At 65.6% G+C, this 21,832-nt stretch carries 26 protein-coding genes, 2 tRNA genes and 2 pseudogenes; 24 read left to right on the forward strand and 6 right to left on the reverse strand.

Features of this window, described 5'->3' with window-relative positions:
• Positions 1-110: 110 nt before the first annotated feature.
• From FHS96_RS02775 to FHS96_RS02850, 16 genes are all read left to right on the forward strand, one after another.
• Positions 111-1,238: an EscU/YscU/HrcU family type III secretion system export apparatus switch protein gene (locus FHS96_RS02775; protein ID WP_429587807.1), complete on the forward strand. Its 1,128-nt coding sequence runs from the start codon at positions 111-113 to the stop codon at positions 1,236-1,238.
• The gene (gene fliO, locus FHS96_RS02780) at positions 1,235-1,543 is read left to right on the forward strand and encodes a flagellar biosynthetic protein FliO (protein WP_429587808.1); all 309 of its coding nucleotides are present in this window, start codon (positions 1,235-1,237) and stop codon (positions 1,541-1,543) included. Before FHS96_RS02775 ends, fliO begins: the two co-directional genes overlap by 4 nt.
• On the forward strand, positions 1,540-2,292 hold the full coding sequence (locus FHS96_RS02785) for a hypothetical protein (RefSeq protein ID WP_429587809.1): 753 nt from the start codon (positions 1,540-1,542) through the stop codon (positions 2,290-2,292). The genes fliO and FHS96_RS02785 overlap by 4 nt, the downstream gene beginning before the upstream one ends.
• Before the next feature lie 13 nt (positions 2,293-2,305).
• Positions 2,306-2,620, forward strand: coding sequence for a FliM/FliN family flagellar motor C-terminal domain-containing protein (locus tag FHS96_RS02790; protein WP_429587810.1), 315 nt, complete (start codon positions 2,306-2,308; stop codon positions 2,618-2,620).
• A 5-nt stretch (positions 2,621-2,625) separates the two neighbouring features.
• Positions 2,626-3,276, forward strand: a complete 651-nt coding sequence (gene sctR, locus FHS96_RS02795; RefSeq protein ID WP_429587811.1) for a type III secretion system export apparatus subunit SctR — start codon at positions 2,626-2,628, stop codon at positions 3,274-3,276.
• Between the two features lie 42 nt (positions 3,277-3,318).
• Positions 3,319-3,588: a type III secretion system export apparatus subunit SctS gene (gene sctS, locus FHS96_RS02800; protein WP_429587812.1), complete on the forward strand. Its 270-nt coding sequence runs from the start codon at positions 3,319-3,321 to the stop codon at positions 3,586-3,588.
• A gap of 7 nt (positions 3,589-3,595) precedes the next feature.
• Positions 3,596-4,384, forward strand: coding sequence for a type III secretion system export apparatus subunit SctT (gene sctT / locus FHS96_RS02805; RefSeq protein WP_429587813.1), 789 nt, complete (start codon positions 3,596-3,598; stop codon positions 4,382-4,384).
• A complete protein-coding gene (locus tag FHS96_RS02810) occupies positions 4,381-4,746 on the forward strand; it encodes a helix-turn-helix domain-containing protein (RefSeq protein ID WP_429587814.1) in 366 nt (121 codons plus the stop codon). Before sctT ends, FHS96_RS02810 begins: the two co-directional genes overlap by 4 nt.
• 140 nt (positions 4,747-4,886) lie before the next feature.
• Positions 4,887-5,498, forward strand: coding sequence for a hypothetical protein (locus FHS96_RS02815; RefSeq protein ID WP_429587815.1), 612 nt, complete (start codon positions 4,887-4,889; stop codon positions 5,496-5,498).
• An 84-nt stretch (positions 5,499-5,582) separates the two neighbouring features.
• Positions 5,583-5,891, forward strand: a complete 309-nt coding sequence (locus FHS96_RS02820; protein ID WP_429587816.1) for a hypothetical protein — start codon at positions 5,583-5,585, stop codon at positions 5,889-5,891.
• Between the two features lie 19 nt (positions 5,892-5,910).
• On the forward strand, positions 5,911-6,888 hold the full coding sequence (locus tag FHS96_RS02825; RefSeq protein WP_429587817.1) for a DUF6683 family protein: 978 nt from the start codon (positions 5,911-5,913) through the stop codon (positions 6,886-6,888).
• Between the two features lie 311 nt (positions 6,889-7,199).
• Entirely contained in the window at positions 7,200-7,643 is a 444-nt protein-coding gene (locus FHS96_RS02830) for a hypothetical protein (protein WP_429587818.1), read from the forward strand.
• A 43-nt stretch (positions 7,644-7,686) separates the two neighbouring features.
• Positions 7,687-8,583 (forward strand): DUF1521 domain-containing protein, encoded by an 897-nt coding sequence (locus FHS96_RS02835; RefSeq protein ID WP_429587819.1) that lies wholly within the window; start codon positions 7,687-7,689, stop codon positions 8,581-8,583.
• A 24-nt stretch (positions 8,584-8,607) separates the two neighbouring features.
• Positions 8,608-9,381: a DNA/RNA non-specific endonuclease gene (locus FHS96_RS02840; protein ID WP_429587821.1), complete on the forward strand. Its 774-nt coding sequence runs from the start codon at positions 8,608-8,610 to the stop codon at positions 9,379-9,381.
• Entirely contained in the window at positions 9,382-9,690 is a 309-nt protein-coding gene (locus FHS96_RS02845; RefSeq protein WP_429587822.1) for an immunity protein YezG family protein, read from the forward strand.
• Positions 9,691-9,698: 8 nt separating this feature from the next.
• On the forward strand, positions 9,699-10,136 hold the full coding sequence (locus FHS96_RS02850; RefSeq protein WP_429587823.1) for a hypothetical protein: 438 nt from the start codon (positions 9,699-9,701) through the stop codon (positions 10,134-10,136).
• 91 nt (positions 10,137-10,227) lie between these two features.
• On the opposite strand, the pseudogene purU reads toward FHS96_RS02850, so the two are convergent.
• A pseudogene (gene purU, locus FHS96_RS02855) lies at positions 10,228-10,371 on the reverse strand (formyltetrahydrofolate deformylase); the annotation flags it as partial.
• Between the two features lie 76 nt (positions 10,372-10,447).
• On the opposite strand from purU, the gene FHS96_RS02860 reads away from it, so the two are divergent.
• From FHS96_RS02860 to FHS96_RS02870, 3 genes are all read left to right on the forward strand, one after another.
• Positions 10,448-11,434 (forward strand): DUF6607 family protein, encoded by a 987-nt coding sequence (locus FHS96_RS02860; RefSeq protein ID WP_429587824.1) that lies wholly within the window; start codon positions 10,448-10,450, stop codon positions 11,432-11,434.
• Between the two features lie 216 nt (positions 11,435-11,650).
• The gene (locus tag FHS96_RS02865; protein WP_429587825.1) at positions 11,651-12,088 is read left to right on the forward strand and encodes a DUF488 domain-containing protein; all 438 of its coding nucleotides are present in this window, start codon (positions 11,651-11,653) and stop codon (positions 12,086-12,088) included.
• 6 nt (positions 12,089-12,094) lie between these two features.
• Positions 12,095-12,691 (forward strand): hypothetical protein, encoded by a 597-nt coding sequence (locus FHS96_RS02870; RefSeq protein WP_429587826.1) that lies wholly within the window; start codon positions 12,095-12,097, stop codon positions 12,689-12,691.
• On the opposite strand, the gene FHS96_RS02875 is transcribed toward FHS96_RS02870, so the two are convergent.
• From FHS96_RS02875 to yaaA, 4 genes and pseudogenes are all read right to left on the reverse strand, one after another.
• Positions 12,688-13,518 (reverse strand): aspartyl/asparaginyl beta-hydroxylase domain-containing protein, encoded by an 831-nt coding sequence (locus tag FHS96_RS02875; RefSeq protein WP_429589575.1) that lies wholly within the window; start codon positions 13,516-13,518, stop codon positions 12,688-12,690. The genes FHS96_RS02870 and FHS96_RS02875 overlap by 4 nt on opposite strands.
• Positions 13,507-13,794, reverse strand: a pseudogene (locus FHS96_RS02880) (DUF952 domain-containing protein); the annotation flags it as partial. The gene FHS96_RS02875 and the pseudogene FHS96_RS02880, both read right to left, overlap by 12 nt.
• Positions 13,795-13,903: 109 nt before the next feature.
• Positions 13,904-16,609, reverse strand: coding sequence for a DNA gyrase subunit A (gyrA, locus tag FHS96_RS02885; protein ID WP_429587827.1), 2,706 nt, complete (start codon positions 16,607-16,609; stop codon positions 13,904-13,906).
• Between the two features lie 135 nt (positions 16,610-16,744).
• Positions 16,745-17,500 carry a peroxide stress protein YaaA gene (gene yaaA / locus FHS96_RS02890; RefSeq protein ID WP_429587828.1) on the reverse strand — a complete coding sequence of 252 codons (756 nt, stop codon included), beginning with the start codon at positions 17,498-17,500 and terminating at the stop codon, positions 16,745-16,747.
• A 217-nt stretch (positions 17,501-17,717) separates the two neighbouring features.
• Here yaaA and FHS96_RS02895 point away from each other — a divergent pair, with 217 nt between their 5' ends.
• Positions 17,718-19,001 (forward strand): hypothetical protein, encoded by a 1,284-nt coding sequence (locus FHS96_RS02895; RefSeq protein ID WP_429587829.1) that lies wholly within the window; start codon positions 17,718-17,720, stop codon positions 18,999-19,001.
• Positions 19,002-19,086: 85 nt separating this feature from the next.
• Here the strand turns inward: FHS96_RS02895 and FHS96_RS02900 are convergent, their stop codons facing one another.
• Positions 19,087-19,557 carry an Lrp/AsnC family transcriptional regulator gene (locus tag FHS96_RS02900; RefSeq protein WP_429587831.1) on the reverse strand — a complete coding sequence of 157 codons (471 nt, stop codon included), beginning with the start codon at positions 19,555-19,557 and terminating at the stop codon, positions 19,087-19,089.
• A gap of 185 nt (positions 19,558-19,742) precedes the next feature.
• On the opposite strand from FHS96_RS02900, the gene FHS96_RS02905 reads away from it, so the two are divergent.
• The 4 genes from FHS96_RS02905 to FHS96_RS02920 all read left to right on the forward strand — a co-directional run bounded on the left by FHS96_RS02905 (position 19,743) and on the right by FHS96_RS02920 (position 21,764).
• Positions 19,743-19,818: transfer RNA gene (locus tag FHS96_RS02905), tRNA-Ile, on the forward strand.
• Positions 19,819-19,867: 49 nt separating this feature from the next.
• Positions 19,868-19,944, forward strand: a tRNA-Pro gene (locus FHS96_RS02910).
• 283 nt (positions 19,945-20,227) lie between these two features.
• Positions 20,228-20,449 (forward strand): hypothetical protein, encoded by a 222-nt coding sequence (locus FHS96_RS02915; RefSeq protein WP_429587832.1) that lies wholly within the window; start codon positions 20,228-20,230, stop codon positions 20,447-20,449.
• Complete coding sequence (locus FHS96_RS02920) at positions 20,430-21,764, forward strand: cation:proton antiporter (RefSeq protein WP_429587833.1); 1,335 nt, start codon at positions 20,430-20,432, stop codon at positions 21,762-21,764. The genes FHS96_RS02915 and FHS96_RS02920 overlap by 20 nt, the downstream gene beginning before the upstream one ends.
• Positions 21,765-21,832: the final 68 nt, after the last annotated feature.

Here is a 21,832-nt window from a genome sequence, read left to right on the forward strand (position 1 = left end):
TCGTGTGACGGCAAATCCCCCGAATAAGTGATGTCATTATTGCCCTGCTGCCTGGGCACCAAAACACCACGAGCCCGCCAAGCTGCACAGCGGGCGTTCCGGAGTGATGGATGGCCGACAAGAACGACGGCGGCGACAAGACCGAGAAGCCGACCCGCAAGCGCCTGCGCGATGCGCGCAACAAGGGTGATATTGCGAAGTCAAAGGATCTCAGCGCCGCGATCGGCATGATCGCGTGGCTGCTCATGTTCCTGGTCGGCGCGGGTTTTGTCGGCGGCCGGATCGCCGACTTCACCGAGCTCAGCCTCGCGCACGCCACCGGTGAGCCGTTCGAGGCGACGCTCGCGACCTTGGGCGCCAGCGCGTTCGAGCTCGTGCTGCTCGTCGCCGCGCTGGTGCTCGTGCCGGCGGCGATCGCCGGGCTCGCGGCCGAATTCCTGCAGACCGGCGCGCTCGTCACCACCGAGAAGCTCAAGCCGCAACTGTCGAAGATGAACCCAGTCGAGGGGCTGAAGCGGATGTTCAGTCCGGACAATCTGTTCGAGCTGCTCAAGACGATCATCAAGGCGGTGCTGGTATTGGCGATCACCGGCTTCGTGATGTCGGGCTCGATCGATCAGTTCGCCGCCCTGATCAACGCCGCCGGCTGGGGGCTCGATGCGTCCGCCGGGCCCAGGATAGCTTCCGCCATCCTCAGCCTCACCCAATCGCTGACGATGCAGTTGATCGGCTGGACGGTCGCCATCTTCCTGTTCGTTGCCGCCGCCGACCGGGTGTGGGTGCAGCACCGCTATATCAAGCGGCTGCGGATGAGCCGGCGTGACATCAAGCAGGAGCATAAGGACAATGAAGGCGATCCGATGCTCAAGCAGCAGCGGCGCCAGATGCATGAGGAATGGGCGAACCAGAACGCGATCGCTTCGGCAGGGCAGGCCAATGTGCTGCTCACCAACCCGACCCACCTGGCCATCGCGCTGGATTATGATCCCGAAGACTGCCCGGTGCCGGTGATCGCGGCGAAGGCGGAAGGGCCGCTGGCAGCCGCGATGCGTAGGGAGGCGGAACGGCAGGGCGTGCCGATCGTGCGCAACGTGCCCTTGGCGCGCACGATCTTCGCGACCGCGGTGCCCGGCGACATCATTCCCGAAGATCATTTCGATGCGATCGCCGAGATCATCCTGTGGGCGAAGCGCGCCCGCGCCGGCGACGCCCCATTGGAGCGCGAGGATCCTCAATGAGTGTCTGGACTGTTCTTTCGAGCCTTCTGTCGGTCGTCATCGCGCTCGGCCTCGTCCTGGGGCTCGCCTATGTCGTGCTGAAGATGCTGCGCCGTTGGCAGGATCGGTTCCAGGGGCCGTCCGAAGAGGGCGAGCGGCCGATCCGCTTCCTGCGCGCAATGCCGCTCGGGCAGGGCGAGCGCATCGTCATGATCGAGGTGCGCGGCGAGGTGATGCTGGTTGGTGTCACTTCGGGCGGTATCAATCTGCTCAAGACCTGGCCGGGCGGCACCGGCTTGGCCGCCGAACTTGAAGCGCAATCATGAGCGCGCGCGTGCTGCATGGACTGCCGCGGATCGACCCGCGCACAGCCGAGCTTCGCCGCGCCGTCATCGGCGCGCTGACCGGCCGGCGCCATGCTGATGGCGTGATCACGGCGTATGTCGCACGCTCGGCTGATCGAAGGGGTGGCTGGCTGCGCTTCGACAATGGCGCGGCGCTCGCTGTCGACCGGATCGGTGGTGCCGCCGCCCGTTTCGAGCCCGAAGACGGCGTTGCCGCGGTCGCTCTGGTCGAGCGGATCGAACCCCTGCTGCGCACGATCGAGGTCGCGCTCGGCATCGAACTCGAACCCGTCGATGTGGTGGCCATCTTGCCCGAACCGGCGACGATCGAGTCGGCAGCAGCCGAACCGGCCGATGCGGCCCTCGACGACGATCTGCCGGCGCCCGCCGAGATCATCCCCGCCGAAATGCTGGTCGTGACGATCGAGGTCGGCGAGGCCGCTGCTTCGACGGTGCTGCGGCTGGCCCTGTCGCCGGCGATCGCAATGCTGCCGGCGCCGCCCGAATTCGCCCCCGAACTGGTCGGCGGCGTCGCGATCCGCACGAGCCTGTTCATAGAAGGCCCGCGCCTCGCGCCGCACGACGCCGCGGCGCTGGCGGCGGGCGATTGCATCCTGATCGGCAAGGCGCCGATCGCGGCGACATTGGTGGCGGGCGGCGCGATCCGCGTCGCCGGTCTGCTCGATCCGGTCGAGCGCCGCTTCCACTGCCGCCCGACCCCTGGAAACTGATGGAGCCTGCACGATGGACGATATCAGCCCCAACGACATGCGCCCGGATGCATCCGGCGCCGAGGATCTGCCACCCCGGCCGGAGGCTGCCGCAGCGGCCGAACCGGCACCGCTCGATGCGCGTTTCGCCGTGCCGATCACGATCGAACTCGATGCCGCCAGCGTGCCGCTCGCCAGCCTGCAGGCGATGCGCGAAGGCAGCATCGTGCCGATCGACGGCGAGGCCGGCGTGATCCCGGTGCGGATATTGGCGAGCGGTAAGCCGTTCGCGCGTGGCAGCCTGGTGTCGGTGGGCGACAGCTATGGCGTGTTGATCGAGGCGGAGTAGGCGGCATGGATCTTTCCGCTTTTTCGCCCGGCACCGCCCTCGTCACGGTGGTGCTGATCGCGCTGGCGCCCTTCTTCGCGGTCATGGTGACATCCTTCACCAAGATCGTCGTGGTGCTCAGCCTGATCCGCAACGCGCTCGGCCTCCAGCAGGTGCCGCCGAACCTCGTCCTCAACGGCCTCGCGCTGATCCTGTCGCTCTACGTGATGTATCCGACGATCCAGTCGATGCAGGCGGCGGCGCAGGTGGATGGCGTGCCGCAGCAGACCGAGCAGTTGTTCGACACCGCGGATCGCGCCAAGGAACCGTTGCGCACCTTCCTGATCGAACATAGCGATCCGGGCGAACGCGAATTCTTCCTGCGCACCCAGCAGCGCGTCGCCAAGAAGACCAATACCGAGGCGGCCAAGCCGACCGACTTCATCGTCGTGATCCCGGCGTTCATCGTCAAGGAGCTGACGGTCGCGTTCCAGATCGGATTTCTGATATTCCTGCCATTCCTGGTGATTGACCTGGTGATATCCAACATATTGCTGGCACTCGGCATGATGATGTTGTCACCGGTGACGATATCATTGCCATTCAAATTATTGTTGTTCGTGCTGGTCGATGGCTGGGTGAAGATCAGTCACGGGTTGGTGCTGAGTTATGTCTAGACGGGTGTTTCATAGCCCCTCCCCTGTAGGGGAGGGGGGAAGATGACCAACGACATCATCTCGATCACCGTCCAGGCACTGTGGCTGGTCCTGCTGCTTTCCGCGCCGCCGATCATCGCCGCCTCCGCGGTGGGGCTGCTGGTCGCGGTCGTGCAGGCGGCGACGCAGCTTCAGGAACAGACGCTGCAATACACGCTCAAATTCTTCGCGGTGGTGATCACATTGTTCGTCACCGCGTCGCTGCTCGCGGGCAGCCTCTACACCTTCAGCGACACCATCTTCTCGGGCTTCGCCGGGATGGTGCGGCAGTGATGCGCGGATGGTGATGGCGGATCAGGCCTGGGCGAACCAGCTTCTGCTGGTGGCGCTCGCCGCGTCGCGTTTCGCCTTCGCGTTCATCTTCGTGCCGATCTTCGCGCGGGAAACGATCCCGTCGACGGTGCGCAATTCGATCATCCTCACCCTTGGCGGCGTCGCCTTCGTCATGCAGCCGCAGGTCGATCCGACCACCCTCGGCGCGCTGCAATGGGCGCGGATGCTGCTGAAGGAAGCCGCCGCCGGGCTCGTCATCGGCTTCTTCTTCGGCACGATATTGTGGGCGATGGAGGCCGCGGGCGAGATCATCGACGCCAAGGTGGGGGCGACGATCGGCCAGATCCTCGAACCGCTGGGCGGCAACATGACCTCGCTGAACGGCGCACTGCTCGGCCGCCTCGCCAATGTGATCTTCGCGGCGTCCGGCGGGATTTTGCTGCTGATCGGCACCGTCATCGAAAGCTACGCGATCTGGCCGATTGCCGCGGACTGGCCGAGCCTTGAAATGTCGAGCCTGCGGATCTTCGAGGCGGAGTTCGGCCGGCTGATGATGCTGGCCCTGCTGATCGCGGCGCCGGTCATCATGTTCCTCTACGTGATCGACGCGGGGCTCGGGCTGCTCAACCGCTTCGCGCAGCAGCTCAACGTTTTCTCACTGTCGCTGTCGATCAAGAGTTGGGCCGCCACCTTCCTGCTGCTGTTGCTGCTGCCGGCCTTCGCGCAGGTGGTGATCGGCGATCTGGCGGAACGCGGCAATGTCGTGCGCGCCGTCATCGGGGCGCTCGCGCGATGATCGGCGAAGATCCGCTCGCGGTCGATGCCGACGAAGAGGCGCGGCTGCGCGAACTGATGCGGCTGCTGCGCAAGGCGGATGCCGCCGCGGGCGCCGAAGAGGAATTGATCGGCGAATTCCGCATCCCGCGCTCGCGCATTCCCGAACGCCATATCGAGGGCATCCGCACATTGACGAAGACGGAGGCGGCGGTGATGCGCTTCCTCGGCTGGGGCCGCGCCAATGCAGACATCGCGACCTTGCTGGTGATCAGCGAGAATACGGTGCGCGTCCACCTCAACAATATGTGCCGCAAGCTCGAGCTGGATGGCGTGCGCGAGCTCAACGCGCTGGCCGGGCTGCTCTTCCATCCGCTTACCTAAGCGATCCGATTAGGCCGCTAGTCGGATCGGTGAGTGTGGCGGCGGGCGCGATACGCGACAAGACTGGTGTCTCGGCGATCAGCCGGGCGCGACATTCGGACGGGGAACGGCGTGGCCGCCCCTAGCTTGGGAGCAAAACGATGAGCATCGGTGGACTCGGCGGACTTTTCTCTTCGGTTATCAACCCGGCCTCGCTGGTGATGATGGCAACCCCGGCGGGCTGGGCCTCGCTGGCGGTCAAGACACTGGTTTCGGCGATCGGCGAACAGCTGATCCAGCAGCTCGGCCAGCAGCTCGGCCTACCGCAGTCGATGATCGACGTGGCGCAGGGTGCGTTCGCCGGCGCGATGGGCGATACCGCGGGCGTGCAGCGCAACCTCGAGGAAGCCGTCCAGGCGTTCACCGAGGGCATGGGCTTCTCGCCGGCGCAGCAGGGCGAGTTCCAGCGTGACCTCAACGACCAGCTCACCCAGACCGCGCTCGAAGGCGCGCGTCAGGCGGAAAAGAGCACCCGCGGCGGCGGCAAGGGCGGCGAAGGCTGGCTGCAGGCGATCGCCGAGGCGCTGGGCGGCACGTTGAACGAGATGGCTGAAGATATGAGCGCGATGGCGGAAGATATCACCAAGGATACGCCGGACCTCACCACGAAGTTCAGCGCCCTGTCGCAGCAGTTCAGCATCCTGTTCAACGCTGCCAGCACCGCGATCAAGGCGATCGGCGAAGGTATGTCGTCCACTGCCCGCAAGCAGTAATCGGCCTGCCGCAAAAAAGGCGAACCAAGTGCTACCCCTCGGCTATGGCCGGGGGGTAGTCCTTTTTGGTTGAGGAGACGCGTAATGGCTCCCGTCCGTTCGACCTATTTGCTCGTCGCCGCGATTAGCGTCGGTTTGATCTTCCCCATGTCCGCGCTTGCCCAGGATGTCGGCCCGGCGCTCGATCCCGGGGCGATGGTCGGCTATGCCGGCGGCGAGGCCGTACGCTACGACAATCAGCGCCGCGCCAAGCTCGCGCGCCGCTCCAATGCCCGGCCCACCACGCGTCGTCAGGAGGATTGCTCTGACGTCGCCGAGCTTCGCCGACGCGTCGGTTCGCTCTCGCGCGACGATTATATGCGCTACCGGCGCTGCCAGGGGCAATCGAACTAAGCGAAAGGAGAGGATGTACATGTTCGCATCGGCTCGTGCCGCGCTCGCCGCGGCTGCCTGTCTCACGCTCGTTTCCGCCCCTCCGGCGTTCGCCCAGGATGTTGGCCCCGCGCTCGATCCCGGGCTGATGGTCGGCTATGCCGGCGGCGAGGCGGTGCGCTATTCCAACGAACGGCGCTCGTCTTCGCGCCCGATGGTGCGGCCGCGCGCGCCGCTGCGCTCGCTCGATGTCTCCTCCTTCACCGCGCGGGGCGCGCAGGGCGCCCCCGTCGGCGCGCCGGACATCGACACCAGCTACACGCCGGATCCGGCGCGCACGCAGAAGAATCTGCGCCAGTTCGTCCAGCGCACGCGCGAGGCGGACGAGAAGACCGGCGCCGACCTCGAACGCTCGCTGCGCGGCGGCAAGATGCTGACCGAGGCGCGCGCCGCTTTCGCCCAGTTCGGGCTGGACGGCAATGACGTCGCCGATACAGTCGCGGGCTATCTCGTCACCGCCTGGTACACTTCGCGCGGGCGTGGCGACGATCCCTCCAAGGCGCAGCTCCGCGCGGTCAGCAACCAGATCGCGTCCGCCATGGCCGCGTCGCCCGAATTCGCCGAGGCGACCGACGACATGAAGCAGGAACTGGCGGAGGCGATGATGATCCACACCATCTACGCCGGCGCCGCGATCGAGCAGGTCAAGAACGACCCCGAGATGCTTGAACGCGTTTCGGATGCGATCGCCAAGGGCGCGCAATCGACCTTCGGCTTCGACGTGCGGACGATGGGGCTGGATGAGAACGGCCTCTCGCTCCAGCAGTCCGGCGCGCGCGATGCGACGAAGGACGAGGGCAAGCAGGCGCTGGCCCTCGCGGACGATGCGGAAAAGGCGCCCGCCGAAAAGGAAGGCGGCAGCGCCAACATCGTCACCCCCGTCGTCGCGGCGCTGGTCGCCGCAGGCGTTGGCGGGATGATCGCCTGGAAGGCGCGCGGGCGGCAGGAGCGGGGGTGATCGCGGCGGCGTTGCGCCCACGGCCCTCAGCAATTTCCGTTCGACGGATATGTCGAAATCTATCTTTCCCCGTTCGCCCTGAGTAGCGGCTGAGCGAAGTCGAAGACGCGCATCGAAGGGCTTGCTCGGAGCGGGCCCTTCGATATGCCATTTCGACAAGCTCAATGGCTACTCAGGGCGAACGGCTTCTTATTCTCCGTACGTCTCGGGTTATGCACCTGTTCGCTAATCGATCCGACTACCCCAGCTAAGCGAATCGCGGAGCGCATCCCCTCACGCGCCATGCTTTTCTCTTCTCAGGAAACAACGCCATGACGATCGACCGAATCTCCTCCGGCCCGCTTGGCCCCATCGACCGCTCCGGCGGTGGTGCGGTGACGCCGCTCATCCTCGGTGAGGCGAGCGCGCGGGCGGTGGCGATGGCGGTGGTGGTGCGGATTGCCGGGGAACTCGGCATTGCGCGCAACGACACGCCGATCGGTTCCGATCCCTACAGGCTGCAGCAGATCGGTGCCGCGGTCGTCGGGCATTTTCCCACCAGCCCGGCCGCTTCGGCGGGCGAACTGCAGCGCGCGATCGAGGAGATCGCCGCCGCCATCTCTGCCGACATGGCAGCGCGCGTGGACGGCGGCACGCTCGATCGGGTCGACCGGGCGCTGCAAACCTACGAACCGACCGGCCCTGCCGAAGACGGCGTGGCCACCGTGGCAGCCTATCTCGAACGCGCGGCACAGGAGATCCTCGCCGCGACCTGATCCACCACCGGCGTCGCCGACGCTCGGGACTGAGGGAACGACGATGAGCGACATCATCTACAATGCCGGCTTGACGGCAAACGCCTATCTCCAACCGGGATCGAGCCCGAACAACGCGATCGAGGGCCAGGCGATCCAGCTTGCCGCGGGCATCCTCGGCACCTTCATAAAGCCGCTGTTCGCAGGCCCCTTCGCCTTCGCGCAGCTGCCTTCGCAGTTCGCGCTGCTCGGCGGTACGATGCAGCCGCCGATGCGCCCCGGCGCATCGCCGATCTTCGCGCCGCAGCCGGGTGCGCAGTGGAGCGCTTCGCTGACCAGCGAGCATACCGGCAATATCGATCTGGGTGACGGTTACACGATGCGCCTCGACGAGCGCAGCTCCGAGATCATGATCCACAACGAGAAGACCAACGAGTGGACGCGGATCTGGGGTGATCCTCACGTCGACGTCAACGGCACGCGCGCCTTCGACTTCTGGGGCACCACGACCTTCACGCTCGAAAACGGCACCAAGGTGACGATCGATACCGAGCAGTGGGGCGGCAATCCCGATGCCTATGTCGCCAGCAAGGTGACGGTGACCAACGGCGATCGCGCGATCGTGGTCGACGGCATCAGCCAGAACCAGATCGGCGACCTCGAAATCTCGATGTCGGACAATGGCGCCTTCATCGACGCGGCGACGCGCGACGGCTTCGTTCTCCACGAGAATGCGACCGGGCTCGGCTGGCGTTCCGAACTGACCGGCGAGGTCGCGACCCATGCCGATCTGGAGGTCACCAAGCCGGGCCAGGCCTATGGCCCCGGCAGCACCACGCCGAGCTTCGGCGAGATCCGCGAGGCGCTGGGCACCTTCCTGATGTTCGGCATCGCGATCGGCATCGGTGAGACCTTCGCCGCCGCCGCGCGCAGCACGATCCGCGAAGACCTGTTTGCCTGACACTGTTCCCCGGGGAGCCCCGCGATGACCAACGACAGCATTTCTGGTCTTTCTGGCCAGTCCGGCACGCACATCCCTGCGGCGGTTGGCAGCACCGCCGGCGTTGCCGCCTCGCTGATCGCGGGTCATCGCGGGGCGAATGACGTGCTCGATGCGCCGGCGCTCGCCGCCGGCGTCGCCCGGCAGGCCGGCGGTGACGATGAGGCCCGCGCCGCGCTCGAGGCGGCGGTCAGCGCGCAGCTCTCGCCCGTCGAGAGCGGCGAGTTCGCCGCCGCGCTCGATGCGAAGGCCGCGGATGGTGGCGACCGCGATCGCATCGTCATGGACGGCGGCAGCAAGGGCGATTGGCCGCCCGAACTCAACGCCCGCGATCTCCAGCCGAACACCGACTATGTCGTCAACGGCTATACCTACCAGACCGACGATCAGGGGCGGGTGACCAGCGCCGAAGGCCAGCTCGACCTCAAGACCGCCGATCGCAATTCCTATCAGCAGGGCGTTTCAGGCCGTGAGGACCGGCTGCCCGACGATCAGGGCGGCCACCTGATCGCGTCGATCTTCAACGGTGCCGGCGACCGCGTGAACCTCGTGCCGATGAACGGCAATTTCAACATGGGCGCGTGGCGCGACATGGAGCGCGGGTTCGAGCAGGCGCTGGAGACCGGCAAGACCGTCGACGTGAAGATCGACGTGATCTACAGCGGGGACAGCACGCGTCCCGACGGCTTCGTGATCAATTCGGAGGTCGGCGGCGTCGCGCAGACCGACACCTTCTTCAACCGCCCTGGAGGCGTTTAAGTGGAAGAAAGCTACCGGACGATCGCGACCGCGCTGCTCGGCGCCTGCCCGCCGGGTATCCAGCGCGCCTGGCTTGAGGCGGAGCTCGACGACGGGCACGCCACGACCCGCTACTGGTATGAGAAGGATGGCGCGACCGCGCAGCCCAAGCTGCCCTCGCTCGCTTCCTTCCAGATCGCCAAGGCGCTGACCGATATCCGCGATGCTATGGTGAAGACCGGCCAGCAGCCTTGGCAGCGCTGCACCTTCTCTGTCGACCCGGCGGGGCGCTTCCGCTTCGACGTCGACTATGACGACAAGGCGGCCTGACCGCACGCATGCTCAGAATCGGTGTTGCAGCGGCGCTGCTGCTCGCCGCTACCGGCTGTGACGACCGGCCCGACGCGGTGCCGCAACCGCCTGCGCTGCTGGCGACGCCGGACGAAAACCCGTTCGGTGACACCATCAATCACCGGCTCGTCTGGGACAGTATCGCGGTGAGCAAGGCGGCGGAGCCGAAATTCGGCCGGGTCGCCAACGAGCTTCATACGATCCGGCGCGACCAGCAGGCGGCCCTGATCGCAGCGCTGCGGAAAGGCGTGCCCGCAGGCTGGCAACCGCTGAAGGTTGACGCACTGCTGCGGCACAGCGAACTTTACGCCTTCGCGTCGGGCGATGCGTATTATGCGCTGCTGATCGTCGAGCCGGGGCAGGGCGATCTCATGCCCGCGATCATCCTGCGCAACGACAAGGCGACGCCCCGCGAGAAGCGATGAAATCATCGTCCCGCGCAGTGCTGTTCAGGCCGGACGCAAGGTGGAGGCCAGTTCGGGGATATGGTGGGCAATTTGAATTCCGGAACGTGGCTCAATCCGGGAAGACGACGGTCTTGTGGCCGTTCATGAAGGCGCGACCGCTGAGGTGGAAGGAAACCGCGCGGGCGAGAACGCGGCGCTCGATGTCGCGACCCTTGCGGACGAGATCCTCCGGTGTGTCGTGGTGGCTGATCCGCGGATCGCGACCATATCGCCTTTCATCTCCGCGCCGCTTTTGATACGCAGTCGCAATTGAAACTTCGGGGACGCCAATGTCGATTCTGCCTCGCACCCTGCTCCTAGCGGCGCTGTTGCCGCTTGGGCTTGTCGCAACCCAGCCGTTGCGTGCGGAAGGCGCTGTCGCCATCCGCCGGACCGATGCCGACAAGGCGAAGTTCGAGGCGGATCGCGCTCACATCCTAGCGATGGCGGGCAATTACAAGGTCACCTTCGACATGCGGGAGACCACGCCATGGCTCGCCGGCTACAAGCCGATCGACCCCAAGATCTCGGGCGGGCATGAGATCGTCCGGCTGGTCGAGGATAGTGGCCGCAAGATCGTGCTGCAGCACATCCTCGTCGCCGAACATGGCGGCCAGACCTTCATCATCAAGCATTGGCGGCAGGACTGGACCTACGAACCCGTCGACGTGCTGGTCTATGCCGGCCCTGACCATTGGAAGCTGGAAACTGTGCCCGAGCGCTTCCGCAAGGGCCGCTGGTCGCAGACCGTTTGGCAGACCGATGATTCTCCGCGCTATGGCGGTTGGGGCGAATGGACCGCGGAAGGCGGCGTGCCGCGTTGGCGCAGCAGTTGGACGATGCGTCCGCTCGCCCGCCGCGATGCGGTGCGCAAACCGGTCTATGACCGCTACCAGGCCATCAACCGCCACTCGCCGACACCCACCGGCTGGATCCATTGGCAGGACAATATCAAGCTCGGCATCGTCGAGGGTAAGCTGACCCCGATCGTCCAGGAATCGCTGCTCAACACCTATGAGAAGTTCGACGGCTACAAGGTTTCGGCCGGCGATGACTATTGGACGAAGACCAAGGCCTACTGGGCCGAAGTCCGCAAGGCGTGGGACGCCGCGATCGTCGCGCACAAGGGCGTGACGGTGAAGGAGGAAGCCGAGACCGGCTCGGTCACCGGCGTCAAGCTGATGGGCCTCGCCGACGAGATCGCCGAAGGCAAGAAGACCGAGGCGGTGGCGGTGGCCGAAGCGCGGACGACGATCGCGGAAGCGACGAAGGGGTAGGAGGCGAAAAGCCCACTCCCCTTGGGGAAGAGGGAAAGGCCCGCGTAGCGGACCAAGGAGAGGGGCGGTCGCGCCAAGCGTAAAGGCTTGACGGGCTTGCTCTGAACAAGGCCGACCAAGCAGGAGTGCTGAGCCCTCCGAACCTTTACGAATCGCGCGGCTCCCCCTCTCCCCGGCCCTCTCCCCCGAGGGGAGAGGGAGTGGTACGCTTGCCTCATGCCAACCCGCATCTTCACCATCGGCTATGAAGGCGCCACGCAGGACCAGTTCATCGCCACGCTCCAGCAGGCCGGCGTCGCTCAGGTGATCGACGTCCGCGCGGTGCCGTTGTCCCGCAAGCCGGGCTTCTCGAAGAATGTCCTCGCCGCAGGGCTCAAGGCCGCCGGCATCGCCTATGTCCACCTGAAGGCGCTGGGCACGCCGCCGGAAGGGCGCGAGGCGGCGCGCAAGGGCAATCATGCGGGGCTGGAGTGCGTCTATGCCGGCCAACTCGACTTGCCCGAGGCGCAGGCCCAGGCGGCGCAGATGCTGGAACTCGCCGCCGAGCGCCCCAGCGCCTTGCTCTGCTTCGAGCGCGACCCCGGCATGTGCCATCGCACATTGCTGCTGAAGGCGGTGGCGCCGGACGCGGAGATCGTCGATCTGATGATCTAGGGAAGTGTGGGGGAGTCGATGGCGTCAGCGTATCAAGGGCTGGGTGCGGCGTTTTTGTTGGTTGCATCGCTCGCGGGGTGCGACCGTGATCGCCCGCATGACCGGCCGGTCAAGGTGCTGGCGGTTGCGTGGCGTGACGACCTTCCGATCCCCGCATCATCGGTCGAACCCGGTGATAGCTTCACCACCTTGGTCGTCCGCATGCTGCGCGCCGATCTTGCGACGCTGGCGAACCACAGCGGGTTAGTGTCGTTTGACCTGAAGCGGTGCTCCAACGGCAATAAAGAGGCAATAAGCCGTGTCTTTCCTGCGCGCGGTTATCTGCGGGATCAGATCGTGGTTCAGGATGATGACGATGTCGCGATTACCGCCGAGGCAAAGCGATTGCTGCGCGAAGTCGCGGCGACGGGGCCCGAACAGGTCGATCTCCATTTCGTCGTCGATCGGAACTATATCTGGCAGCCGGCCTATGAATGCGCCCAGTTTGAGGCGAACCATCCACTCATATTGGGGCTGGTCAGCCCAGCTTATATGGGGCCACAATACCGGCTTCCGATCCATCCGAGCCAGCAAGACGAGGCGGCAACCGCTCCACCGCTCTAGGCCATCGCTCGCTCGGACCAGTCCGCCAGCCCCTGCCGCGCTTCCTGCACGAAGCGCGAGTGGCGCACGCCCTTCAGGAAGGCGCCGCCGACCAGTCGGCCGAGCAGCCCCACCGGGCGGCGGAACTGGACGAGCAGGATGATGCGGGTCTCGTCGGTGTCGTTCCACACCTCATGCTGGTAGATGTCGTCGAATACGAAGGCCTCGCCCTCGCGCCAGTTCACCTGCTGGTCCGCCACGCGCATCCGGCAATCCTCGGTCTTGCGCGGCACCTGCAGCGCGAGGTGGCAGACGAGGATCGCCTTGGTCACGCCGGTATGCGCGGGGATGTGCGTGCCGGGCAGCAGGATGGAGAACAAGGCCGAGTTGATCTCGGGCACCTCGGCGAGCAGCGCCGCGGTCTTCGGGCAGGCGGCGCAATTGGCCTCGACCCGATAGCCATAGCCCTGGAAGAAAAAGGATCGCCATTTGCCCGCCGGCGCGATGCGGCGGTGATCGGGTGAGATCGCGGCGAGCGGCGGCACCTTCTCCAGATCGCCGAGCACTGCAGCGGCCTCGGCACGGATCGTCTCCCAGTTCGCCTCCAGCCGTGCGACCCAGGGGAACTCGGTCTTATCGTGGAAAGGCTTGTCGCCCACCTTGGAGGAACGGCCGATCAGCGCATTGACCCGCGGCTGCGCCCATTTGCCGAACTTCATCAACAGCGGCTTTTTCGGGACCAGCTTTGAACTGGGTTTGGGTGTCGAAGGCGGTGGTACCGCGGCCGAAGACGGCTCGATCCGCGCCCCGACCGAACGCCCGGTCTCCACGCCGCGCACCGCCGTCATCGGCAACACGCCATAGACATGTGGAAACAGCGCACCGCCGCGGGATTCCTCCCAACGCACGGTATCGCCGAGCAGCGCGAGGTCGATGGTCAGCACCGCGAGGCCGGACTGGCCGGCGAAATGCTTGTCGAGCGTCCCCTGCAACTGGTCGGCGGCGGAGAGGTGGATATAGCCATCGGCATGATCCACCGGCGCACCGTTGAAGCTGCCGGCGGCCTGGAACGCGTCCCACTGGTCGGCAGTGAGCACCTTGTAGGCGGTGTCGGGAAGCGTCATCCGGTCGTCTGCCTCGTCATGGCTGGGGCAATCCGCTCCCCCTCAGCATGATGAAGACGGCACGTAAAGTGTCCAGCCGCACTCCCCTCCCGCAAGCGGGAGGGGAAGTTTACGCCTCACCCTCCGGCGTTGCGGCATCGTCGCCACCCTCGACGCCCTCGGCCTCGTCCTCCTCGCCTTCCTCGATCCGCGCGGCGCTGACGACATGCTCGTTCTTGCCGACCTTGAAGATCGTCACGCCCTGCGTGTTGCGGCCGGCGATGCGGATTTCGGTCACGTCGGTGCGGATCATCTTGGCCTGGTCGGTCACCAGCATCAAATGGTCGGTGGCATGAACCGGGAAACTCGCGACCACCGGCCCGTTGCGCGCCGAGGTCTCGATGTTGGTGATGCCCTGGCCGCCGCGGTTGGTGCGGCGATATTCGAACGCCGAGGTGCGCTTGCCATAGCCGTTGGCGGTCACCGTCAGGATGAACTCCTCCGCCGCCGCGAATTCGGTCATGCGCTCGGCGGGCAGGGTGGGCGCGTTGTCATTCTCCTTCCACGGCGCGGCGCGCAGATAGGCCTCGCGCTCGTCCGTGGTCGCATCGAACCCGCCGAGGATCGAGAGCGAGATCACCTCGTCGCCATCCTTCAGCGAGATGCCGCGCACGCCGGTGGAGGTGCGGCTCTGGAATTCGCGCACCGCGGTCGCCTCGAAGCGGATCGCCTTGCCCTGGCGGGTCGCCAGCAGCACATCGTCCTGTTCGCTGAGCAGCGCCACGCCGATCAGCCGATCCGTGGCGTCCTCGTCGAAGCGCATCGCGAACTTGCCGTTCGACGGGATGTTGGCGAACGCATCCATGCTGTTGCGGCGAACGTCACCATGCGCAGTGGCGAAGATCACGTGCAGCTTCTGCCAGTCCGCCTCGTCCTCGGGCAGCGGCAGCACGGTCGAGATCGTCTCGCCATCGGCCAGCGGCAGCAGGTTGATCATCGGCCGGCCGCGGGTGGTCGGCCCGCCTTCGGGCAGGCGCCACACCTTCATGCGATAGACCTTGCCGTGCGTCGAGAAGAACAGCACCGGCGTATGGGTGCTGGTGACGAACAGGCGGGTGACGACGTCCTCGTCCTTGGTCGACATGCCCGATCGACCCTTGCCGCCGCGGCGCTGCGCGCGGAACGCGTCGAGCGGGGTGCGCTTGATGTAGCCGCCCATGGTGACGGTGACGACCATCTCCTCGCGCTCGATCAGATCCTCATCGTCGATGCCGTCGGCGGCGGGCGCAATGGTGGATTTGCGCGGGGTGGAGAATTCGGCGTCGATCGCGTCGAACTCCTCCATCATCACCTCATAGAGGCGGACGCGGTCGGACAGGATGCGCAGCAGCTCGCCGATCGACTCGGCCAGCTTGGCGAGTTCGTCTCCGATCTCGTCGCGCCCGAGCGCGGTCAGCCGGTGCAGGCGCAGGTCGAGGATCGCGCGGACTTGCGTGTCGGAAAGCGTGTAGGTGTCGCCCTCGACTTCCTTCTCTACCGCCTCGACCAGCGCGATATAGGGCGCGATCTCGGCGATCGGCCATTGCCGCGCGAGCAGGTTGGCGCGCGCCTCGGCCGGGCTGGAGGAGCCGCGGATGATCCGCACCACCTCGTCGAGGTTGGTGACCGCAATGACGAGGCCGAGCAGGATGTGGGCGCGGTCGCGCGCCTTGTTGAGCTCGAACTTCGATCGGCGGGTGATCACCTCCTCGCGGAACTTCACGAAGGATTCGATGATGTCGCGAAGGCTCAGCACCTCCGGCCGGCCGCCTCGGATCGCCAGCATGTTCGCCGGGAAACTCGACTGCGCCTGGGTGTGCCGCCAGAGCTGGTTGAGCACCACGTCCGGCGTCGCGTCGCGCTTGAGGTCGATCACGATGCGCACGCCGAAGCGGTTCGATTCGTCGCGAATGTCGCTGACGCCCTCGATGCGCTTGTCCTTGGCGGCCTCGGCGATGCTTTCCACCAGCCCGTTCTTCCCGGTCTGGTAGGGGATCTCGGTCAGCACGATCGAGCGCCGGTCGTTCCGACCTTCCTCGATCACGTGGCGCGAGCGGACGATGATCGAGCCCTTGCCGTTCAGATAGGCGTTGCGGGCGCCGCCCTTGCCGAGGATCAGCGCGCCGGTCGGGAAGTCCGGCCCGGGGATGATCTCGTGCAGTTCTTCCGAGGTGATCGCGCTGTTCGCCATATAGGCGCGGCAGGCGGCGATCACCTCGCCCAGATTGTGCGGCGGGATGTTGGTCGCCATGCCGACGGCGATGCCGCCCGCGCCGTTGACCAGCAGGTTCGGCCAGCGCGCTGGCAGCACGACCGGTTCCTGCAGCGAGCCGTCGTAGTTCGGCGTGAAATCGACCGTGTCCTTGTCGATATCGTCGAGCAAGGTCATCGCGACCTTGGCGAGACGCGCCTCGGTGTAGCGCATCGACGCCGGCAAATCGGGGTCCATCGAACCGAAATTGCCTTGGCCGTCGATCAGCGGCACCCGCATTGACCAGTCCTGCGCCAGGCGCGCGAGCGCCATGTAGATCGCGGAATCGCCGTGCGGGTGGTAATTGCCCATCACGTCGCCGACGATCTTGGCGGATTTGCGATAGGGACGGCCGGGGACGAAGCCGCCCTCCTGGCTGGCGTAGAGGATGCGGCGATGGACCGGCTTCATGCCGTCGCGCACGTCCGGCAGCGCGCGGGCAACGATCACCGACATCGCGTAGTCGAGATAGCTCGACTTCATCTCGTCGACGATGTTGATCGGGCGGATGTCGGAGGGGTCGGCGAGCGGAGTCTCGTCGGTCAAGGCCGTGCTTTCGGGTTATGTGATGGAATGATGACGCTCTAGCCGACCGGGAAGGGGAATACCAGTCGCGCGTGTACGCGTGCGCGCGTACACGCGCGCGCAAAGCGTTGGTTGCAGGCGGCCGGGCGGTGCCGGTCAGCCGCGGACGAAGCGCCAGAGGTCGTCGGTCGAGCCATCGGCATCGAAGGCATAGTCGTCGGTGTCGAAGCCCTTCAGCGCTTCGGGGTCGCCATGATGATGCTCGCATACATAGCGCGCCATCATGCCGCGCGCGCGCTTGGCGCCGAAGCTGTTGAAGCGGAGCCCCTCCGGCCCCTGCTCGCGGAAGTCGATGGTGATGACGCGGATGTCGCCCGGCAGCCGCCCTTCCACCGCGCCCCAATATTCCTTGCTGGCCAGGTTCACGACCACGCCTGCGCCATACGCGCGCGCGTCCTCCGCCAGCCGCTCGGCGATGCGGTCTCCCCAGAAACCATAAAGGTCGGGGCTGCCCACCGCCCAGCGCGTCCCCATCTCCAGCCGGTAGGGGCGGATCGCGTCCAGCGGGCGGAGCAGGCCGTAGAGGCCGGAAAGGATGCGCAGATGATCCTGCGCATAACCGATCGCCTCTGCGCCCAGGCTGCGCGCTTCGAACCCGGTATAGACGTCTCCGGCGAAGGCGTAGATCGCCGGGCGTGTCGGCTGGTAGTGGAAATCGCGATAGCGTTCCGCATTCAACGTGGCGAGTGGCTCGGAGATGCGCATGAGCTGGCGGAGTCGGGGCACCGTCAGCGTTGCGGCGCCGGCGGCCAGCGTGGCCGTCTGTTCGGCGAAGCGCGGGGCGCTTTCATCGACGGAAGGAAACGGTTTGGCGTAATCGAGCGTTTTGGCGGGTGAGATTATGGCAAGCATGGAGGCGCCGTCCCTAGACGGCGTCTGTCGTGCGGGCAAGCGGTTGCGGGGGAAACGGTTCAAGGATGGTTCAGCGCGCGTGATGCAAAGGCAATTTATACGCAGGGCACGCGCCAAGGGTTTGGGCGGTATGGCTTGTGCGGTTCGCACGGCCGGATTAGCAGACCGCCACGGGTTAGCGCCGCCCTCGCGGGCATGTTCAAGGAGACTGACTGGCATGAAGCTGATTTCGAAAGCGGCGATGGCGACCGCGCTTGCGCTCGGTGGCGTCGCGATGCTTGGCGCACCGGCGATTGCCGCCAAGAAGGAAAAGAAGGAAGAGGGCCCGAAGCTCGAGATGAGCAACGAGTTCCGCAAGCCGGCGGGTGAGGCGCAGGCTGCGCTCGCAGCGAACGATCTCGCGACGGCCAAGGCGAAGATCACCGAGGCATCGGCGCTCGCCAAGAATCCTGACGAGAAATATGTCGCATCGCAGATCCTGCTGCAGATCGGCCTTCAGTCCAAGGACGAGGCCGTCCAGTCGGAAGCGATCACCGCAATGATCGACAGCGGCCGCGTGCCCGCCGCCGATCTGCCGAAGTTCAAGTTCTACGCGGGCAAGTTCGCGTACGACAAGAAGGACTATGCCAAGGCGAAGACGCTGCTGGCCGAGGCGGAGCAGGGCGGCTACACCGGCACCGACCTCAACCTGCTGCTGTCGGAAGCGAACAGCAACTCGGGCAATCCGCAGCAGGGCCTGGCCTATATCGAAAAGGCGATCGCTTCGGAAAAGGCCGCCGGCAAGCCGGTACCCGAGGATTGGTACAAACGCGGCATTTCGGTGGCCTATCAGGCCAAGCTGATGCCCGAGGTGGCCAAGTGGACGCGTAAGAATGTCGAGGCGTTCCCGACGCCCGAGAACTGGCGTACCGCGCTGGTGATCTACCGCGACAACGCCAATCTCGACAACCAGTCGATGCTCGACCTGATGCGCCTGATGCGGCTGACCAAGTCGCTCGCGGGCGAGCGCGATTATTTCGAATATGCCAATTCGGCGTTTGAGCGCGGCATCTATGGCGAAGCCAAGTCGGTGATCGACGAGGGCAAGGCCGGCGGCATGCTCAACACCAGCAACCAGGCGATTTCGGACGTCTACACGCAGTCGAGCGCCAAGATCGCAGCGGACAAGAAGGAACTGGCGGCTGCCGAGCGCGAAGCCAGCACCTCCAATAACTTCCGCGTTGCCTCGGGCACGGCGGACGCGCTGATGGGCTATGGCGAGGATGCGCGCGCGATCCCGCTCTACAAGATCGCGCTGCAGAAGGGTGCGACCGACAAGGACACGATCAACACCCGCATCGGCATCGCCTCGGTGCGTTCGGGCGATCTCGCGGGGGCCCGCCAGGCCTTCTCCCAGGTCAATGCCAGCGGCCCGCGCGGCCCGCTGGTGTCCTACTGGACGCTCTACCTCGATCAGCGTGGCGGCGGCGCCACCGCCTCGGCGGCGCCGACCGGCAACTGATCGGCTGGCCGATCGACGCGAAACGCCCCCGAACCGGCAGGTTCGGGGGCGTTTTGTTTTGGTTCGCCGATCGGGCGGAAGGGGATCAGTCCACCGGCACGCCCGGCAGCAGCTTCGATGAGCGCATCGTCAGCGAGGTCTTGACGTTGACCACGTTGGGAGCGGGGGTAAGTTTGGTGGTGAGGAAGTTCTGGAACGCCTGAAGGTCATGCGCGACGACCTTGAGGATGAAGTCGATCTCGCCGCTCAGCATGTGGCATTCGCGGATCTCGGGAAGCTGGGCGACATGATCCTCGAACGCGCGCAGATCGGCTTCCGCCTGGCTGCGCAGGCTCACCAGTGCGAAGCCGGTGATCGCATAGCCGAGCGAGGCCGAATCCAGCATCGCATGATAGCCGCGGATGACCCCCGCTTCCTCCAGCCCGCGAACGCGGCGGAGGCAGGGCGGGGCGGTGAGGCCGACGCGCGCGGCGAGTTCGACATTGGTCATGCGGCCGCTGTCCTGCAGCGCGGTCAGGATCTTGCGGTCGATGTCATCGATATGGGGGGCAGGCATCTATACTTTCCGTTCACAACGTTGCGCACAGGCATAATAATGTTGCGAGCGAATGCAAATGGCCGGTGACGAGCCGGACATCATTAATCTTACAAACGTAATCGGACCGAATTTCGGCCGCGCCGCCCGCGGCCGGCCTTGCCACCGCCATCCGCCCTCCGCTATCGCGTTCGCTCGACGCGGCGGGGCCTGTAGCTCAATGGTTAGAGCTGGCCGCTCATAACGGCTAGGTTGCGGGTTCGAGTCCTGCCGGGCCCACCACGTCTGGTTCTTGCGCTTCATAGGGAGAAGCGCCTAAGGCCGCCCGGGTCGGGGAGTAGCGCAGTCTGGTAGCGCATCTGCTTTGGGAGCAGAGGGTCGCAGGTTCGAATCCTGTCTCCCCGACCAAATTCCTGAAATGAGGAGCCTGAATCGCTCCTTGCGTCAGCGCGAATCGGCATCGTGCCGTTTGCGTGCCCACGCGTTATCGGCTTCTGCTTTGCACCGCGGCTGAGAGGGTTTCCAGTATTCGCAGCGCTCGATCGCGAATGTTCAGCACAGGCTGCAGGCTGCTCGCCAGTTGCCGGCAGTTGACGAGGATGGTGTGATCCGTCGGCGGTTTTACGACGAAGGTCGTAGTCGGCGATGGCCGGCCAGGAACATGTAAGTCGTCGATGTTTGTGGCGCGGTGTTGGGCACCGTCCTGAGCTTGAGCTTCGGCATCTATTTAGCCGAAACCGGCTTTGCGCAATTGCGCGTTTTTTCTCTATCGCTGTCTGCGAGCTTTCGCTTAGTCATCGGCGATACGACGCAGCGAACGCTTCCGCAATCGGACGACATGAGGCAGGCGGTGGCGCGCGGCGGCTGCACGCGCGTCCGGCAGGGGGTGATTGGTGAGCGAGACGTTCGATAGCCTGGTCAACACCGTTTCCAACCTGCTTGCGCCGCACGGACCCGGGGGCAGTTTCGCGCCGGGTGACTACAGCATCCATTTCTTCCTGCAGCTCGCCGTGATCCTCGGTGCCTGTTTCCTGTTCGGGCGCCTTGTTGGCTTGCTGCGCCAGCCGCCGGTGGTGGGGGAGATGATCGCCGGCGTGGTCCTCGGGCCCTCGTTGCTCGGCCTGCTGTTCCCCGGGCTGCAAGCGACGATCTTCCCGCCGGAGACGCGCAACCTGCTCTATGCGGGGGCGCAACTGGGCGTTGGCCTCTACATGTTCATCGTCGGCACGACCCTGCGCGTCGACCATTTCCGAAGCAAGGGGCCCACGGCGCTCGCCGTCTCGATCGCCGGCATTGCCGCACCCTTCGGCTTCGCGGTGCTGATCACGCCGCTGCTGCTCGACGTGGGCGGGCTGTTCGCACCCGGGATCAGCCGTGCCAACGCGACGCTTTTTCTGGGGGCCTGCATCGCCCTGACGGCCTTTCCGATGCTGGCGCGGATCATCAACGAACGCGGTCTCGCCAATTCCTCGTTGGGCACCTTGTCGCTTACCGCTGGCGCGTTCGACGATGCCTGTTCTTGGTGCGTGCTGGCCATCGTACTGGCGGCGTTCGGCGGCGGCCCGGGCGTAGCGGTGCTGGCGATCGGCGGCGGCCTCGCCTGGGCGGCGTTCCTGTTCTTTGTCGGCCCGCAGATCCTCGCGCCTCTTGGGCGGTCGGTCGAGCGTGAAGGCCGGATGACCGCGACGCATCTTGCGATCGTGATGATCGCCTTCAGCATCTCCGCGCTGCTGATGGATCTGGTCGGCATCCATGCGATTTTCGGTGGTTTCGCGATCGGCGCGGTGATGCCCCGCGGTCTGCTGACCGAGGAGATCAAGCGCAAGATCGAGCCGCTGACAGTGGTGCTGCTGCTGCCGATGTTCTTCACCTATTCCGGGCTCAACACGCGGCTGGATGTCGTGAATTCGGCCGACCTTTTGCTGATCGCCGCCCTCATCCTTGTCGCATCGGTCCTAGCGAAGGCGGGCGCCTGCTACATCGCGGCGCGGCTTTGCGGCGAGGAGAACAGTGTCGCCCTCGGCATCGCCGCGCTGATGAACGCGCGCGGGCTCATGGAACTGATCATCATCAACATCGGCCTGCAAAAGGGTATCATCGGGCCGGCCTTGTTCGCGATCCTCGTGCTGATGGCGATCGTCACGACGATGATGGCGAACCCGATGTTCGATGTCGTCATGCATCGGGCACGGTCACGCGACCATGCCGAACCCGTGCCCGGCGCCTGAGCGCCGGGCCGTTCCGGGCTCCAACCATGGGCATCGCGGTGGTTTCGGGCGGTGCTGCCATCGCTTTA

Origin of the sequence: Sphingomonas zeicaulis (genome assembly GCF_050433225.1) — a bacterium.
Lineage (GTDB): Bacteria > Pseudomonadota > Alphaproteobacteria > Sphingomonadales > Sphingomonadaceae > Sphingomonas_D > Sphingomonas_D zeicaulis.

Excerpts from the sequence above, each read along its gene's own strand:
- FHS96_RS02830 (WP_429587818.1), top strand. The coding sequence starts at position 7,200 with ATGACGATCGACCGAATCTCCTCCGGCCCGCTTGGCCCCATCGACCGC.
- FHS96_RS02825 (WP_429587817.1), top strand. The coding sequence starts at position 5,911 with ATGTTCGCATCGGCTCGTGCCGCGCTCGCCGCGGCTGCCTGTCTCACG.
- FHS96_RS02865 (WP_429587825.1), top strand. The coding sequence starts at position 11,651 with ATGCCAACCCGCATCTTCACCATCGGCTATGAAGGCGCCACGCAGGAC.
- FHS96_RS02790 (WP_429587810.1), top strand. The coding sequence starts at position 2,306 with ATGGACGATATCAGCCCCAACGACATGCGCCCGGATGCATCCGGCGCC.
- FHS96_RS02895 (WP_429587829.1), top strand. The coding sequence starts at position 17,718 with ATGAAGCTGATTTCGAAAGCGGCGATGGCGACCGCGCTTGCGCTCGGT.
- fliO (WP_429587808.1), top strand. The coding sequence starts at position 1,235 with ATGAGTGTCTGGACTGTTCTTTCGAGCCTTCTGTCGGTCGTCATCGCG.
- sctT (WP_429587813.1), top strand. The coding sequence starts at position 3,596 with ATGGTGATGGCGGATCAGGCCTGGGCGAACCAGCTTCTGCTGGTGGCG.
- FHS96_RS02850 (WP_429587823.1), top strand. The coding sequence starts at position 9,699 with ATGCTCAGAATCGGTGTTGCAGCGGCGCTGCTGCTCGCCGCTACCGGC.
- FHS96_RS02860 (WP_429587824.1), top strand. The coding sequence starts at position 10,448 with ATGTCGATTCTGCCTCGCACCCTGCTCCTAGCGGCGCTGTTGCCGCTT.
- FHS96_RS02785 (WP_429587809.1), top strand. The coding sequence starts at position 1,540 with ATGAGCGCGCGCGTGCTGCATGGACTGCCGCGGATCGACCCGCGCACA.
- FHS96_RS02875 (WP_429589575.1), bottom strand. The coding sequence starts at position 13,518 with ATGACGGCGGTGCGCGGCGTGGAGACCGGGCGTTCGGTCGGGGCGCGG.
- FHS96_RS02815 (WP_429587815.1), top strand. The coding sequence starts at position 4,887 with ATGAGCATCGGTGGACTCGGCGGACTTTTCTCTTCGGTTATCAACCCG.
- yaaA (WP_429587828.1), bottom strand. The coding sequence starts at position 17,500 with ATGCTTGCCATAATCTCACCCGCCAAAACGCTCGATTACGCCAAACCG.
- sctR (WP_429587811.1), top strand. The coding sequence starts at position 2,626 with ATGGATCTTTCCGCTTTTTCGCCCGGCACCGCCCTCGTCACGGTGGTG.
- FHS96_RS02820 (WP_429587816.1), top strand. The coding sequence starts at position 5,583 with ATGGCTCCCGTCCGTTCGACCTATTTGCTCGTCGCCGCGATTAGCGTC.
- FHS96_RS02835 (WP_429587819.1), top strand. The coding sequence starts at position 7,687 with ATGAGCGACATCATCTACAATGCCGGCTTGACGGCAAACGCCTATCTC.
- FHS96_RS02810 (WP_429587814.1), top strand. The coding sequence starts at position 4,381 with ATGATCGGCGAAGATCCGCTCGCGGTCGATGCCGACGAAGAGGCGCGG.
- FHS96_RS02775 (WP_429587807.1), top strand. The coding sequence starts at position 111 with ATGGCCGACAAGAACGACGGCGGCGACAAGACCGAGAAGCCGACCCGC.
- FHS96_RS02840 (WP_429587821.1), top strand. The coding sequence starts at position 8,608 with ATGACCAACGACAGCATTTCTGGTCTTTCTGGCCAGTCCGGCACGCAC.
- FHS96_RS02900 (WP_429587831.1), bottom strand. The coding sequence starts at position 19,557 with ATGCCTGCCCCCCATATCGATGACATCGACCGCAAGATCCTGACCGCG.
- sctS (WP_429587812.1), top strand. The coding sequence starts at position 3,319 with ATGACCAACGACATCATCTCGATCACCGTCCAGGCACTGTGGCTGGTC.